13 protein-coding genes and 1 pseudogene are annotated in these 16623 nt (G+C 40.5%); 6 read left to right on the top strand and 8 right to left on the bottom strand.

The window, feature by feature from the left end; all coding sequences use genetic code 11:
- Window positions 1–87 precede the first annotated feature (87 nt).
- From FTU00_RS08365 to FTU00_RS08340, 6 genes and pseudogenes are all read right to left on the bottom strand, one after another.
- On the bottom strand, window positions 88–1116 hold the full coding sequence (locus tag FTU00_RS08365; RefSeq protein ID WP_179993025.1) for a methionine synthase: 1029 nt from the start codon (window positions 1114–1116) through the stop codon (window positions 88–90).
- 42 nt (window positions 1117–1158) lie between these two features.
- Window positions 1159–2157, bottom strand: coding sequence for a putative oxygenase MesX (locus FTU00_RS08360; RefSeq protein ID WP_180179508.1), 999 nt, complete (start codon window positions 2155–2157; stop codon window positions 1159–1161).
- A gap of 283 nt (window positions 2158–2440) precedes the next feature.
- The gene (locus FTU00_RS08355) at window positions 2441–3133 is read right to left on the bottom strand and encodes a metallophosphoesterase (RefSeq protein WP_180179507.1); all 693 of its coding nucleotides are present in this window, start codon (window positions 3131–3133) and stop codon (window positions 2441–2443) included.
- A 447-nt stretch (window positions 3134–3580) separates the two neighbouring features.
- Window positions 3581–4897, bottom strand: a pseudogene (locus FTU00_RS08350) (sorbosone dehydrogenase family protein).
- 176 nt (window positions 4898–5073) lie between these two features.
- Window positions 5074–6798 carry a bifunctional protein-serine/threonine kinase/phosphatase gene (locus tag FTU00_RS08345; protein WP_180179506.1) on the bottom strand — a complete coding sequence of 575 codons (1725 nt, stop codon included), beginning with the start codon at window positions 6796–6798 and terminating at the stop codon, window positions 5074–5076.
- A 51-nt stretch (window positions 6799–6849) separates the two neighbouring features.
- Window positions 6850–7659 (bottom strand): formate/nitrite transporter family protein, encoded by an 810-nt coding sequence (locus tag FTU00_RS08340; protein ID WP_180179505.1) that lies wholly within the window; start codon window positions 7657–7659, stop codon window positions 6850–6852.
- A 280-nt stretch (window positions 7660–7939) separates the two neighbouring features.
- On the opposite strand from FTU00_RS08340, the gene cynS reads away from it, so the two are divergent.
- The 6 genes from cynS (at window position 7940) to FTU00_RS15655 (ending at window position 13747) form a co-directional block, all read left to right on the top strand.
- Window positions 7940–8389: a cyanase gene (cynS, locus tag FTU00_RS08335; RefSeq protein WP_004785763.1), complete on the top strand. Its 450-nt coding sequence runs from the start codon at window positions 7940–7942 to the stop codon at window positions 8387–8389.
- A gap of 349 nt (window positions 8390–8738) precedes the next feature.
- Window positions 8739–10895 carry a TonB-dependent siderophore receptor gene (locus tag FTU00_RS08330; protein ID WP_180179504.1) on the top strand — a complete coding sequence of 719 codons (2157 nt, stop codon included), beginning with the start codon at window positions 8739–8741 and terminating at the stop codon, window positions 10893–10895.
- Window positions 10896–10967: 72 nt separating this feature from the next.
- Window positions 10968–11579: a DUF4198 domain-containing protein gene (locus FTU00_RS08325; protein ID WP_180053288.1), complete on the top strand. Its 612-nt coding sequence runs from the start codon at window positions 10968–10970 to the stop codon at window positions 11577–11579.
- A 45-nt stretch (window positions 11580–11624) separates the two neighbouring features.
- Window positions 11625–11903 carry a hypothetical protein gene (locus tag FTU00_RS08320; protein ID WP_159123564.1) on the top strand — a complete coding sequence of 93 codons (279 nt, stop codon included), beginning with the start codon at window positions 11625–11627 and terminating at the stop codon, window positions 11901–11903.
- 3 nt (window positions 11904–11906) lie between these two features.
- Window positions 11907–13466, top strand: coding sequence for a PepSY domain-containing protein (locus tag FTU00_RS08315; protein WP_180179503.1), 1560 nt, complete (start codon window positions 11907–11909; stop codon window positions 13464–13466).
- Window positions 13463–13747, top strand: coding sequence for a hypothetical protein (locus FTU00_RS15655; protein WP_306670401.1), 285 nt, complete (start codon window positions 13463–13465; stop codon window positions 13745–13747). The genes FTU00_RS08315 and FTU00_RS15655 overlap by 4 nt, the downstream gene beginning before the upstream one ends.
- Window positions 13748–13844: 97 nt before the next feature.
- On the opposite strand, the gene FTU00_RS08310 is transcribed toward FTU00_RS15655, so the two are convergent.
- Complete coding sequence (locus FTU00_RS08310) at window positions 13845–14738, bottom strand: copper resistance protein B (protein ID WP_180179502.1); 894 nt, start codon at window positions 14736–14738, stop codon at window positions 13845–13847.
- Window positions 14725–16617, bottom strand: coding sequence for a copper resistance system multicopper oxidase (locus FTU00_RS08305; protein ID WP_180179501.1), 1893 nt, complete (start codon window positions 16615–16617; stop codon window positions 14725–14727). The genes FTU00_RS08310 and FTU00_RS08305 overlap by 14 nt, the downstream gene beginning before the upstream one ends.
- Window positions 16618–16623 lie beyond the last annotated feature (6 nt).

Raw genomic sequence — 16623 nt, 5'->3', positions numbered from 1 at the left:
CTCTTAAATCCCTAATTGACTATCGCTTTGATGAAGAGCGGTAAAAGTACATGTATTCCTTATACAGCTCTTAAGACAAATGAATACTCAGGCTGTCAGTTCTTGACGAACAATAGCTGCGCCAGCACTTAAAGCATTCAGTTTGCCTTGTGCGACTTGACGCGATAAAGGTGCCATACCACAGTTGGTTGAAGGATACAGCTTGTCAGCATCCACGAACTGAAGCGCCTTTCGTAAAGTATCTGCAACCTGTTCTGGTGTTTCAATTTGATTGGTTGCGACATCTATGGCGCCGACCATGACTTTTTTGCCACGAATCAATTCAATCAGATCCATCGGTACATGAGAGTTTTGGCATTCAAGTGAAACAATATCAATCTTGGACTTTTGCAGTTTCGGAAACACTGCTTCGTATTGGCGCCATTCCGAACCCAAGGTTTTCTTCCAGTCCGTATTCGCTTTAATACCATAGCCATAGCAGATATGTACTGCTGTTTCACATTTCAGACCTTCAAGCGCACGTTCTAATGTGGCAATGCCCCAGTCATTTACTTCATCAAAGAATACATTAAATGCAGGCTCATCAAACTGGATGATATCTACACCTGCTGCTTCGAGTTCAAGTGCTTCCTGATTCAGGATTTTTGCAAATTCCCAAGCCAGTTTTTCACGACTCTTATAATGAGCATCATAAAGCGTATCGATCATGGTCATTGGACCCGGCAACGCCCATTTGATTGGCTGCTTAGTTTGACTACGCAAGAACTTGGCATCATCTACAAATACAGGTTTCTTGCGAGCGACAGCACCCACGACGGATGGCACACTCGCATCATAGCGATTTCGAATACGCACCGTCTCACGCTTTTCGAAATCCACACCTTCCAGATGTTCAATAAAGGTGGTCACGAAGTGCTGACGGGTTTGTTCGCCATCACTGACGATATCAATGCCTGCCTGTAGTTGCTCATGTAGGGACAAGCTCAAAGCATCTCGCTTGGCTTCAAGGAGCTGCTCGCCTTCCAGTTTCCAGGGTGACCAAAGTTGCTCAGGTTCGGCAAGCCAAGACGGTTTCGGCAAGCTGCCAGCTGTAGATGTTGGGAGTAAAATGCTCATGTCTAATCTTCTATCTCTATATTCGTTAATTTATTTCTTCATTCAGGCAGTATGCTCTTGATGAGCATTATCTACAGTAAAATTTGCGGCCCACTTTTCAAGAATGTCTTTATACGGCTTAATAAAATTTTCTTCTGTCCATTTGCCCTGCTTAACCGCTAATTGACTACGCTCCACACGGTCGTAAACGATTTGTGTCAACGAATAATCCTGATAATTCAGACTTGGTTGATAGATCAAACCTGCAGGCGAATTGGTGTTGTAAATTTCAGGACGATAAATCTTCTGGAAACTTTCCATGGTACTGATCGCACTGATAAGTTCGAAGTCCGTGTAATCACGCAATAAGTCACCGGCAAAATAGAATGCCAACGGTGCATTACCATGTTCAGGTTTGAAATAGCGAACGCTTAAGCCCATCTTTCTGAAGTATGCATCTGTACGTGAATAATCATCATTTTTATATTCCACACCGAGTACAGGATGCACATGTGCAGTACGGTAATAGGTTTTCGTGGTAGATACACTCAGGCAAATCACCGGCTGTTTCTTAAACTCGGCCTTAAACACATCTGAATGAATTAAATGCTGATAAAGTTTGCCGTGCAAATCACCAAAGTCGTCAAGCTTTGCATCAGTTTTATCGCTGATGGATGGCAATACAACGCTAAAGTCATAATCACGTACATAAGATGAAAAGCTATTGCCAATCATGCCTTCAATGCGCTTATTGGTTTTATGATCAATGACGGTACTTTTCAGCATCTCGATAAAAGGGAAAGTTTGACCATGGCCTTCGACATCAAGTTCCGCAGAGATAATGTCAATTTCAAGGGAATAACGGTCGCCTTTAGGATTATCACTTGTCGCTAATGAATTAAAACGCTGATTAATCATGGCCAGAGTTCTGCGCAGATTTTCCTGTCGACTTTCACCACGTGCCAGATTGGCAAAGTTTGTGGTTAAACGTGTGTTGTCTGCTGGTTGATAATTTTCATCGAAACGGATGCGCTTGATTGAGCATGTAAATTGATTATCCATGGAGATTCACTATCCTAAATTTTTAAATAAAGCCAAATTTCTGTATAACTTCATTTAAACGTGAATCTAGAGATGAGTAAAACGATATAAATTCAGTAAAAGATGAGAGAAATTCACTATAGATGAATTAATTGTATGAATACTTACTCAAAATTAAATAGAACAAAATACAGTTTCCCATTCAAAAATAAATATAGATCGCCTTTTATAAAAATGAGCTATCAATTTAATTTTAAAGGTAAAAATTATTGATGTGTCTTTCAATTGGCTCTTGCTGTAGCACCTAGTTTGCATCATTTATTCTAATGACACACAACTTCTGCGTATAAGAAGAACCAACATCAATATAGTGGCAATTATCAATTTGGGTATGGTTTTTTACAATCGTATGACCCAGATAGATCTCATCGATATTTTTAACGGTTCCATAGCGATAAGAATGATTGCGAATTCTCCCTCTACCCCAAAGAGCATTGGTATATGCTGAAGTTAAGCCTGGAATTCTACTTTCACCTTTTGCAATTTTCTTTTTAAATATATTCCAGTCATTAAGCGCAATATCTGCGTGTAAAATGCCAATCTTTTTATACTCGAGGTTTAGTTCAATGGCCAAAGGAAGTGCAGAAAAAATTTCACTGAGTTCATCCTGTTTTTCGGTTGATAAAAGATAGAACCACTCACCACCATTCTGCGCATGCATATCTTGAATCCATGCATCGTCACGGCCCTTGATACACATTTCCTCATGATTACCGCGAACGCAATAAAACCAGGGTTGACTAACCAATGAAACACATTCCAGGTTTTCATTACCACGATCGACCAGATCTCCGGTACAAATCAGTAGATCTTTCTCAAAATTAAAATGAACTTTCTCCAGTTCTTGCATGAGCAAGCTGTAACAACCATGCAGATCCCCGACCACATATATGGCAGAGAAATCAGATCCATCAATTACCTTAGTTAAAGTGTTCATAAATATCTTCTATAAACTGGAACCCTAGCTGCCAAACCTGAAGCAAAAGATGATTTTTAAATCATATCTTTTAATTTTAATGCCGTTTATAGCTGGAAAATAGTTATTTATACACTACTATTGACTGATTTTTATCTTCAAAAACCTTTGTAAAATATAAGAATATTCACATAATGTTAAATTTTGTATAAATATATTATTTTTTGTAAGTTTTGACTTACATAGATTGGAGCAAATACTCTATATCCTGTTTCCTCAATTTTTGACATTATGTTTCACATAAAGAGTCAGCAAGGAAAGCTGATAATAATCGCATTACAATGATAATAAAGTCGAAAGACAGCGAACTTACTGGGATGGTAAGTGATAAAAGTAGAGACTACAGCCGCTAAGCCTTATAGTTTTGGGAGAGACTATAAGGCTTTTATTTTATTAGCATCTACTTATTTATTGATTCGGTGATACTCGCCAAATCACGTTCCCTACATCATCAGCAACTAATATTGCGCCTTGAGCATCTGTAGCTACACCCACAGGCCGACCAAATGCATCTCCATTTTTGCTTAAAAATCCGGTCAGAACCTCTTGAGGCTGACCAGAAGGCTGACCATTTTGAAATGGCACAAAAATAACTTTATAACCACTATGAGGTTTCCTATTCCAGGAACCATGCTGGCCAATGAGTGCACCATCACGATATTGGGATATTAAATTAGCCTTATAAAATGTCAGACTCAGTGATGCAGTATGATTCCCCAATGCATAATCTGGCTTAATTGCTTTCGCGACCAGTTCAGGCTTTTGCGGTTTTACCCGGGTATCCACATGCTGGCCATAATAACTATAAGGCCAGCCATAAAAAGCGCCATCTTTTACTGAGGTCATATAATCAGGAACCAGATCATTGCCCAGCTCATCACGCTCATTCACTACAGTCCATAAGGCTCCACTCTGAGGCTGCCAGTCCATGCCATTGGGATTACGCAGGCCTGTAGCAAACGGCCGGGCTTGACCTGTAGAAAGGTCCAATTCCATGATCAGGGCGCGTCCTTCTTCCTGAGCTATGCCATTTTCAGCCACATTACTATTAGAGCCTACCGTAATGTAGAGCTTCTTGCCTGCAGGATTGGCAATAACATTTTTCGTCCAGTGATGATTTAAAGGGCCTGCAGGCAAGTCTAATACATTAGTTCCTTTTTCTTTGATCTGGGTCATACCTGGCTGATAAGAGAATCGCACTAAAGCATCTGTATTTGCGACATAAAGCATATTACCCACTAAGGTCATTCCAAACGGCGAGTTTAAATTTTACAGAAATACCGTTTTCTGGTCAGCAATGCCGTCTTGATTACTGTCACGCAGCAGGCTAATACGGTTGGCGCTTGGATAGGATGATCCTGCTCTTCTCATCACCATTTTCATGATTTTGCCTTTAATCCCTTTACTGTCTTCGGGCTTAGGTGGAGCATCAGTTTCAGCTACCAGTACATCTCCATTCGGCAATACATATAACCAGCGCGGGTGTTGAAGGCCTTGTGCGAATGCTTGCACTTTTAAACCTGGTGCTGGCGTCGGCATGACACCTTCGGGCCAACCTTTTGCAGGGGCAATGTTGACGACCGGAAACAGTCTTGATTTTGGTTCAGGTAAAGACGGCTGAGCGCCATAACTATCTGTTACAGGTGTTTTGGATGAAACTGTATAGCCGGTAAATGCCAATATGATTACGGTACTTAAGGCTGATAGGAGAAATTGAGCCGCCATGGTATTTCCTTGCTTTTTGTTTTTATCTCTCCCATTTTAAAAGGTGGTTGAAATCGTAATGATATAGTTCTTGTAGTTTCTGGTTGTGGATTGATTGCCGTAAATATACTAGTGACGCAAGCTGCCCAAAGCATAGAACACGGTCTAATTTTTTACTTATATTCACTCCAATCTTCTTAAATAAATGGCCATGCAATACTTAATAAAAGTAAAAGTCCTAATACAGCACAACTGATTTGCCAGAAACGTAAAGGATCACGTTCAATCATGGTAGGAGCTTTGGATTTTAATAATTCCTTGGATGGGTGTTCCAGATCATGGATCAATTCAGTCAATGCCTCATAACGATGCATCGGCTCGATATTCAGTGCCTTTTTTAGAATCTGGTCTAACCAGAGTGGTAAATCCGGCCGATATTTTTGAATGGAATGATATTGAACTTTTTTCATCTGTTTCAATGACTTACATCGAGCTAAATCTGTACCATAAGGAAGCTGTTTAGTCAGTAAATAATAAGCCATGGCTGCCAAAGAAAATTGATCGGACTGAATCGATGGTGAATGTTCAATGAAATATTCAGGTGCCATAAATGCCAAGGTACCAAGTGGCCGATTCACATGTTTAGGATTAATTTCGACTAAACCTCGTACAGCAGTTGAACCATAATCAATCAGTTTGACTTTAAGTGTATTATCAACGTTTAAGACCATAACATTTTCAGGACGTACATCTTGATGCAACATTTCCAGTCGGTGCATTGCATTTAAGGCCAATGCTGTTTGCTGCAAAATAGGGAGAATATCTTCCATCTGCAAAGGCTTTTTCTGTTGATGCAGCCAGCGATCTAAGGTTTCTCCCTGCAAATATTCATAACTCTGGAATAAATATTTTTTCTCTGATTGATGCGGATAACATTGCAGCAGATTTTCGTGCTTAAGACGCTTTGAAACCCAGTCTTCAAGTTGAAACTGTTCAACAGCCTGTTCATCTTGTTGTAAATCTACTGCCAGAGTTTTAATCACTAGCGGTTGCCGATCATGATCGTGTGCCAAATACAGGCAACTGCGGTGATTTTGGTGCAGGATTTTGTCAATGGCATAGCCTTCAAATGCTTCACCTTTGCTGAGCTGGGGTGGAAAGACATAATCCTGGTGCATATAAAACTGATCTGGTTCAGGCAACTGCTCAATACGGAGCACTTGAAGACTTAAATTATCATCACTGCCCTGTTTTAAAGCCTGTTCAACCAGGAATTTGGCAAGCTGATTTAAGTGATCTGCTGCTAAGGTGAAATCTAATAATTGTTGGTCTGTAACAAACTCATAAACCCCATCAGTCATGAGTAGAAAGACATCTTTTTCTTTTAGTTCAAGGCTTTGATAATCAATTTCAATACGATAATCCACCCCTAAGGCACGACTGAGATAATGTTCTGTCGAAGACAGACAGACGCGATGATCATGGGTTAATAATTCAATTTCACCATCTCGGATTCGATAAATACGACTATCACCGACGTGAAAAATATGCGCCTGATGCTGCTTTAAAATAAGTGCGGATAAGGTACAGACATAGCCCCGATCTTTATCGAAACGTCCCTGACTTTGTTGAGTTTGTGCATATAACCATGAATTAGTGGCACGAATCACCCGTGCTGCTGAAGTCTGAGTGCTCCAGGCATCCGAAGTCGAATAATAATCAGAGAGAAAACTGCTAACGGCTGTTTCTGCGGCAATGTGACTGACATTGCTACTGCCGATCCCGTCGGCAATCGCACAGCCTATACCTTTTTGCTTCAGTACATGACCTTCTGGCAAATAGATGCCATAAAAATCCTGATTCTGATCTTTAATACCAGCCGTAGAATACTGTCCAATAGCGACTTTTAATGTTTTTTTCATATTGAAAACTCAAAAAGGGATCATATTGATCCCTTTAAAAATGATTCATTATTAGAATTCTTTTTTCGCGCCAGTACGTACATGTGTGGTGTAAAGTGCCAGACCTGTTAAGACTAAACCCCCTACCAGATTACCTAAAGCAACCGGTAATTCATTCCACAGGAAATAATCTGCAATCGAGAAGTCACCACCCATCATCATGGCAAATGGGAACAGGAACATGTTTACCACTGAATGTTCAAAGCCCATGGCAAAGAACAGCATCACTGGCATCCACATTGCGATGAACTTGCCACTCACTGTAGTTGACATCATCGCACCAATCACCCCTAAAGACACCATCCAGTTACACAGCATGCCGCGAATAAAAATAGTTATCCAACCTGAGAAACCATAAGCCGCATAACCTAAGGTACGGTCTTCACCAATATGAGAAATCTTTTCACCGACTGGATTCGGATCAGTCGCAAAGCCCATGGTATAAACAGCAGCCATCAGTACTGCAACGACTAAACACCCAGTAAAGTTACCTAAAAATACCAGTCCCCAGTTTTTTAAAATGCGTGCCCAGGTTACGCCAGGACGTTTATCCAGCCATGCCAGCGGTGTTAATACAAATACCCCGGTTAGCAAGTCATAGCCCAATAAATACAACATGCAGAAGCCGACAGGAAACAGTAATGCGCCAATCAGTGGCACACCAGTTTGCACTGCAATCGTAATTGCAAATACGGCTGCCAAGGCCAAAATCGCACCTGCCATAAAGGCACGAATCAAAACATCACGGGTTGCCATATGAAGCTTGGATTCACCCGCATCTACTACTTTTTTTGCAAACTCCGCAGGAGCAAGATATGCCATGTTGTCGTCCTCTTTTTCAATATACGGACCTGTTTTTCGAAAAAAAGACGCCTAAGATCATTGAAGACCTTAGGCGCCGTTGCCTTGAATATTAGAACAGGTAATGGTGAATGGCGTCGTTGCCATGTATATCGAAATAGAAGCAAAAGCTATGCCACAAATAATTAACAATCACTTAAATATTCATTTTCTATTTAGCATGAACTCTAGAATGCTGTTGGCATGATATCTGCATTATGCGTTCTGCATACATTCATTTGAGAATAATTTGGAGAGGATTATGATTACCCATCGTCAACAAGTAACTGACATGATCATTTCAGCGAAAGTTTTAAAGTCAATTAAGTGGTCAGATGTTGCCAAAGAGATTGGTCTTTCTAAAGAATGGGTAACCGCTGCATGTTTAGGTCAGATGGCGTTTAATAAAGAGCAAGCAGAAAAGATTGGTCAGATTTTTGGCTTAAGTGATGAAGCCGTTGCATGGCTACAGATCGTGCCATATAAAGGTTCCCTGCCAACCAGCGTACCGACCGATCCTTTAATTTATCGTTGGTATGAAGTGGTGAATGTATATGGTTCTACCATTAAAGAACTGATTCATGAAGAATTTGGTGACGGTATTATGAGCGCGATTGATTTTAGTATGGATATTCAACGCGAAGAAAATCCGAATGGCGACCGTGTCAATGTCGTATTGTCTGGCAAGTTCTTGCCTTATAAAACTTATTGATCAATATCATTTATAAAAAGCCATCAATGTGATGGCTTTTTTTTATTTCATTTTTCTTTTTATATTTGAGCATTAATCTCATTCTCTACATGAAAAAAATTTAGCGAATATACTTTATAAATTTAAAAAATTAATATGAAGTCAATAATTTACATATTATTTTACTAAAATAAATCGTTTTTATTTTAAGCAAAATCTTAACCCCTTCTTCTTTTAATCTGCTTTAACTGCAAAGTATTCCTCTATCAATGAGTAATTTTTAATTTAAATTTCCTATTGTATTTAGATTGATTTAAAAATATCTAATCAATAACATTAGCGATAATTATTATCATTTACATTCATTAAAATGTTTTATACCAATCATCCAACTTTCAAGCTATCTTTGCTCAGTTTTGCCATATTGATGACACAGCAAAGTTTTGCAGAAAATAGTCAGCAACTTCCTACCATCACGATAGTCACTGATGCAGCACAAACAACAGAAAGCTCTGAACAGACTAAAAGCTATATTATTCAAAATTCTGCAACAGCTTCTAAACTAAATATTCCTCTTAAGGAAACGCCACAAACAGTGAATGTAGTGACGCGTCAACAATTAGATGACTTTGCACTGGATAATACCCGTGATGTACTCCGCAACTCACCGGGGATCATTGTAAGTAACCAGGAGACCGAACGAACTTCATATCTATCACGTGGTTTTGAAATCTCAAACGTATTGGTAGACGGCGTTGGGATTCCGCTTGAAGGCTATAACTACAATAATGACAATCCAGACAGCTTTTTATTTGACCGTATAGAGATCGTTAAAGGTGCAAATGCCTTAAATAATGGTATTGGCGATCCGGGCGCTACCATTAATATGATTCGAAAACGCCCTACTCAGGAATTTCAGGCCGCGTTTAATACCAGTTATGGATCATGGAATACCCAACGTTATGAAGCGGATGTTTCCTCTCCCCTGACACAGGATGGAAAAATCAGAGGCCGAGTATTTGGCTATCAGCAGACAGGTGATAGTTATCTGGATCACTATGAACTCGAAAAAAATGGAATTGGTGCCGTGGTTGAGGCTGACCTGACTGATTTGACCTTAATAACTGCTGGTTATACCGAAACGAATCATAATCCCAATGGGGTCAATTGGGGTTCTAATCCTTTAATCAATACTGAAGGTGAACAGTTAAGCTATTCAAGAAATTATAATTACAGTCCGGACTGGGCCTACTGGGACAGTAATATTAAAAACTATTTTGCCGAGATCGAACAACAACTTGGCGCTGATTGGAAAGCTAAACTGAGTTATGAGGAAAAACGGACTGACCGGGATTCAAAACTTTTATTCCTGTCCGGTAAACCTGGTGCTGACGGTACTTCAGGTATTTTCTTATATCCAGGTATGTATATTGATGACAACAAGGAACAGCAGGCCAGTCTGAGTTTTAGTGGCACCTATCCACTTTGGGGACAACAACATGAGGCATCTTTTGGTTATATCTGGGCTGAAAACAATCTGAATGAGTTAGGTTATGCAGGCAGCTTTACCAACCCACTTACCACAGATTTATCCAGTTTTACGCCGCCCGAACCAGTTTGGGATATGTCAAAAACCAGTGGTGAGATGCACATCCGGCAAAAAAACCAAAGCCTATATGCCGCCACCCGTTTACATATGACTGACGATCTGAAACTGCTTTTAGGTGCCAACTATGTTCAGGCTGAAAGTACAGGCAGCAGTTATGGAACAGACACGATTTATGATGAGAATAAGCTATTACCTTATGCAGGCCTGACTTATGAATTTAGTCCTGAATATACAGGTTATCTAAGCTATACCTCAATTTTCCGTCCACAAACAACTAAAGCGCTGGATGGCAGTATTAATAAACCGGTTGAAGGTGAAAGTTATGAAGCCGGGATTAAAAGTTCTTGGCTAGATGATAAGCTCACCGCCAACATGGCCGTATTCAGAACAGAACAAAGCAATTATCCGTTGCGAGATTCTGACGGTATCCCGACTTTACGCACAACTCAGGTCAGTGACCTGCGTTCCCAAGGCTACGAGTTTGGCTTGGCGGGACAACTGACCGACCATTTTAACTTAAGCTTTGGTTATACCCAGTTTAGCCTGAAAGATCTGATCAATGGCGGTGATGCGCGTACCTTCAATCCAACCCAGTCTTTTAATCTTTTAACGACCTATCAGGTGCCACAGATTCCAAAACTGAAACTGGGCCTTGGTGTGCAATGGCAGGATAAAACTTATCTAGAAGTTCCTGAAGCTGCTACAGAGGGTGTTGTTACCCAACAAGCAGGCATTATCAAACAGGATGCATATGCGCTTGTGAATCTGATGGCCAGTTATGAACTCAATGATCACATTACTTTGCAGGCCAACGGGAATAATCTGACCAATGAAAAATACTTATTTAATTTCCCGAATCAGCAAGGCTTCTATGGTGCACCGGCAAATTACAGTGTGGCCGTAAAATTCAAATATTAATTTTTCGCTTGAGCTTTGAAAGAATATTCAGAGCTCATTTTCTTATATGTAAACAATAATCAGGTAAAATTCATGAAAAAAATCATTACTTTGACAATTGGACTGTCAATGACCCTTTCTGCTCAGGCCCATATGCTTTGGCTAGAACGTGCTTCAGATGCAAAAACACATGCATTCTTTGGTGAATATAGTGAACAGCTCAAAGAGACTCAAGAAGGTGCCTTAAAGTCTTTCAATCAGGCAAAGGCCATTCAGTCTAGAAAGACCTTTAGTCCTCAAATGCAACAGGATCATTTGCTCTATGCCACCCAAGGCCAGACAGATGTCCAACTCAGTCATGAATTGATCTATGGAGAATCATTGCTGAGCTATCATGCCAAATCCGGCAGACAAAACTTGAAAGCAGAGTCAGAACTGGATATCGTACCGGTTCAACCGAACAGTAATACTTTTACAGTCATGTATCAGGGTAAACCCGCTGCGGATGTCAAAGTGACTGTCTATTCCCCACAGCACTGGCTTAAAAACTATACGACCAACAAGCATGGCCAAATTAATATTGCTACGCCATGGAAGGGTCAATATGTACTAGAGGTGAGTCAAGAAGTAGACAAGACAGGAAAATTGAATCAGCAAGTGTATAAGAAACAGTACCTGGTCACGACCTTAAGCTTCGTGCATTAAGTTGCCTCAATATTTATTTATACAGATTCATATAAAGGCCTTTCCATGATTTCTACCCTTCAGCCACTTGCTATCCTGTATCGATTAGGCATGAGCTTTGGTATTGGTTATTTATGTAGTTATCTGATTGCTCTCGATCTGGCCTATTTTTTACAGGCGAGTTTACCCAAAGCTGAATCGGTTTATCTGGCTGCCTTTATTGCCCTGATTTTTTATGTCTGTTTTGTGATTGGAATCTTCTGTATCCAAAATCTTAAAACACTTTCAGTCTATAGCCTGATTCCTCTCATTGTTTTATTTGTCATTTCCCGCTTCATAGGTTAAACCATGCATAAATCTGTCCGTCAATCTATGGCATGGCTACATTCATGGCTAGGTTTAAGTTTTGGCTGGCTCCTCTTCGCGATCTTTTTAACAGGTGCGGTTACCTATTATCGCCATGAAATTACAATGTGGATGCAGCCACAATTTGTCATGATGCAGGTGAACCAGGAAACAGCTTTAAAAACTGCTTATAGCTATTTACAGCAACATGCACCTGATGCACAGAACTGGTATATCGGGGTAGCAAATCATGATTTACCGGTTAATAAAATTTATTGGCAAACTGCAGAGGGTGCTTATCAACTTAAAACCCTGGATGCTATGACAGGTAAGGAATTAACGCTTTCGGCTACACAGGGCGGAGATTTTTTCTATAACTTTCATTTTCAGCTATATGGCGTACCTTATACCATTGGCCGTCTGATTGTCACCATTGCTGCATTCATCATGTTGATGACCCTGATTTCCGGAATCATTACTCATAAAAAAATTCTGACCGACTTCTTTACTCTGAGAGCTTTTAAAGGACAACGTTCCTATCTGGATTTTCATAATGTCAGTTCCGTCATTGCGCTACCGTTCTTTTTAACTATGACTTTTACTGGACTGGCTATTTTCTTTTATATTGTTTTGCCTTCTGGCATGAAGCAGCTATATCCAGAAAATCCATTTCAATATTTTGAAGAAATCCGAACCAAAAATGTGCTTGCTCCCTCTGCTGTGCCCATTAAAACGGAGATGTTACCGATTCAACATTTTATCACTACGGCGCAGCAGCACTGGGGAAAATCAGAATTTGACAATATTACCGTGAAGCAGCCGAATACCCAGCTGGCAAAGATTACCTTAACCGAATTGAAAGATCATTCTATTACCCGCAATCAGGCACAACTCGTATTCAATGCGACGACAGGCAAATTGCTTGAAAACACCCGTAATGACAGTGCAATTGCTACCCTGAATGCTGGAGTATATGGTTTGCATATGGCACGTTTTGCCGAACCTGTTTTACGTTTCGCCCTATTTTTCTCAGGCATATTAGGCTGTGCCATGATCGCTTCCGGATTATTGCTCTGGAGCCTGAAACGACAGATGCAGAAAAAATCGGATCGTTTTCACTTTGGATATTATCTGGTGAATCGTCTGAATATCACCATGATAATTGGTTTACCTATTGCCATGCTGGCTTATCTTTATGCAAACCGTTTGATTCACATTCCTGTGGGCACCACAAATTATGAAATCTATATCTTCTTTAGTATTTGGCTGATTAGTTTTATCTTGGCCTGTTTAACGCCACAACAGCATTTATGGAAAACGCAGCTTAAAATTCTCATCTGTGCCGCTTTTATGCTTCCACTCATCGACCTGTATTATTTGTGGTCCCAGCATTATCTGGATTCTTTTGCGAACTATTGGCTGTTTTTGCGTATCGATCTGATGCTCTGGATCTTGGCACTTCTCGCTTACTTCCTACATCAGAAAATTACACCTATCCAGCAAAAAGCCGTTCATAAAATTCAGGCCAAGCTTAAAATTGCACAGCAGGAGTCTTCTTCATGATATGGATGGCAATAGTAGGACTGATCTGGATGGCCTGTTTTGGTTTCTATGCCGTGAGTGAAAAACAGATTTTAAAAACCAGACAATCTCGATATTCTTTTCTTGTGAGTTATCCGGTCATCGTTAAATTGATCTCAGACAGTCTTTTTCTATTGGTATTGTTGCTTTTACGAACTCAATTCAGTAGTAGTATTAGCTTTATGGCACTTTGGGTTTTTATAAGTCCAATCGTATTTATATTTATTCTGAAAATGAATAATTTAAAACAAAGAAAAATATAAAAGTTTATAGAGGCCTTAAGAATAAGATATAGCTGAGTATATGAGGCGAGAAAATGATTTTCCCGCCTCATAAATATTAGCTTACATACATATCTGTTTAGAACATCATTCTTAAACCGATTCCATAACGCCAGCCCTGTTCAGAATCAGATGCGTCCTGCCATGAAGTTTTCTCGTTGCCCTTGGAATATTCATAAGCAATATCAAGGTAAGGCATGATCTTTTTATTGATCTCATAACGAGTTTCCAGACCGAATGCCGCATGACTTATTCCAGTCTTTTTAGCATTGGCTGCTTTATCCTTCAAAATGAGGTCAACTTCAACATAAGGCTGCAAAATCAGTTTTTGTGTGAGTAGCAGATCACGTTCTGTTTCTAGCTCAAGTCCGATAAAATCATCTTCACCAAGATACAGATGTGTATTGGTTTCAAAGAAATACGGCGCCAGTCCATGGAATCCAAATACTGCATCTACATGGTCAATATCTTGCCCAGCATTAGGTTGCCCCAAATTTTCCTGATGGTAGCGAAGACCCGCCTGAGCATCCCAGAAATCTGAAATATTCCGGCTATACAGAGCTTGGACTGCATATTCTGTTGCGCTGGATTCCTGCTTGTCAGCTTTGAGTTTAATGAACAGTTTATTTTCATCCGTGCCAATCCAAAGTTCATTCTTGGACTGTAAGCCTCCCTCACCCTCTGAATTTTCGATCCATTTATTGTCCAGTTTAACCTGTGTATAAATTTGCCCTCCATGTTCCTTGCGATGATCATGCTTGCTGGAATAGGTTGAGGCTAAATCTGGAATTAAATTTTCAGCAACTTCCGATGCTACTGAAGTTAAATGATGCTCTGACGATTGGATAGAGTGTTGATGATGCATCGAATGATCAGCATGCTGTTGAGAACTTTCGTCGGCAAAAACAGCCATATTTCCCAACGCCAATACACTAGCCAAAACCGGTTTCAAACAAAGATTAATGGCGCGCATGAGCATCTCCTTGTTTTTCTGCTGATTTTGGCATGTGATGATTGGAATGACCTTCCCGCACAGTATCCTGAGTCGAAACGTCATTTTCCTGAACATTTGCTACGATCAGTTTATTCATCATGCCGGCAGTCATGTGATACAGCAGATGACAATGAATCGCCCATTCACCTAGTTCATCTGCAGTCAGCAAAGTCGTAACGGTTTTTCCAGGTGGGACAATCACTGTATGTTTATTCGGCATATCTATTGCAGACTGGCCATTTTCGAGCTGCATGAACATGCCATGTAAATGCATTGGATGTGCCATCATACTGTCATTGATAAATTTCAGCCTGATCCGTTCCCCAAATTTCACTTTGAGCGGCTCTGCTTCATTAAATTTTTTGCCGTTCATGGTCCAGATATACCGTTCCATGGTGCCGCCTAAACGAATCACCAATTCGCTTTCTGCGTCGCGAATATCTTTTTGCGGAGTTAAAGATTTGAGGTCGCTATATTGCAAAGCTTTATGCCCTACCGGTGTAGAGGCATTGGCCCAGCCGTAAACTGGTTGCTGCGTAAAAGTTTTGGCATCTTTTTCATGTTGCATATCCCCGGTCATATTTGAGTGATTCACATGATCTATAGCGGATGAAGTATCTGAATGCTCGGTATGATTGTCCTCTCCTTGTTCGATAATTTTGGCTGATGCATGCTGCTTATGTCCCATCATCGAATGTTCAGTATCTTTTTTAACATTTATGTCATGGCTAGCATGATTCTGATGATTCATCTGCTCGTGTGCTTCACCCTGCATATTGCCATGTCCCATATCTTCCATGGTCAATAAGGCACGAGGACGGGATATAGGTTTGTGTATGGCATGATGAGCTGGCTTTAATTCATTCTGTAAGCTGCCAATCGCAAAACCGGAACGGTCAATCGATTCAGCTTCAATCTGATAATGTTCCGCAGTGGGCTCCACAATCACATCATAGGTTTCTGCGGCACCAATGCGGAATTCATCGACAACTACAGGTTTGACAGGCTGTCCGTCTGCACTGACCACCGTCATTTTCAACTGTGGAATACGCACATCAAAAAATGACATGGCAGAGGCATTGATAAAACGCAGTCGCACTTTTTCATTCGGTTTAAACTGTCCCATCCAGTTCTGTTCAGGCGTTTTTCCATTCACCAAAAAGGTATAGCCGGTTACATCAGACAGATCAGTTTTCAGCATGCGCATCTGGTTCCACATTTTGCGATCATTCCAGGTGGCTTTAAGCCCTTCCCGTTTGATTTGCTGAAAAACATCGCTCAGAGTTTCACGCTGATTTTGATAATACTCGGCAGATTTTTTTAAATTATTCATGATCTGCTGGCCGGACTGCTCATGAAATTCTGAAAGCATGACCACATAATCACGCTCGGTCTGCTCATGTGCAGGAACTTCCGCCTGGTTTTTGGGATAGATTACAAAGGCGCCGTAAAGGCCGTCCTGTTCCTGCCCCTTGGAATGGGCATGATACCAGTAGGTTCCACTCTGACGAATTTTAAAGCGATAGACAAATTCCTGATTGGGTGCAATGCCCTGAAACCCGTTAAAACCGGGGACACCATCCATCAGGCCGGGTAGCAATAAACCATGCCAATGCAGAGAGCTTTCTTTATTCTTTAGCTTGTTTTTGACGCGAATAACAGCTTCATCACCTTCCTCAAATTCCAGTAAAGGTGCAGGAAATTTTCCATTCACTGTAATACGTTGTACCGTTTTACCGGTGAGATTAACAGGACCTTCTTCAATAACCAGCTGGTATTCTTTTACAGCAGCAAATAATGAAGACGAGATCACTAAACTTAAGCCCAATAACAGGCTTTGACTAATTTTAATCGACATAACTTA

The organism is Acinetobacter sp. YH12041 (assembly GCF_013419975.1).
GTDB lineage: Bacteria > Pseudomonadota > Gammaproteobacteria > Pseudomonadales > Moraxellaceae > Acinetobacter.
This window is presented reverse-complemented; position numbering and strand designations above follow the sequence as displayed.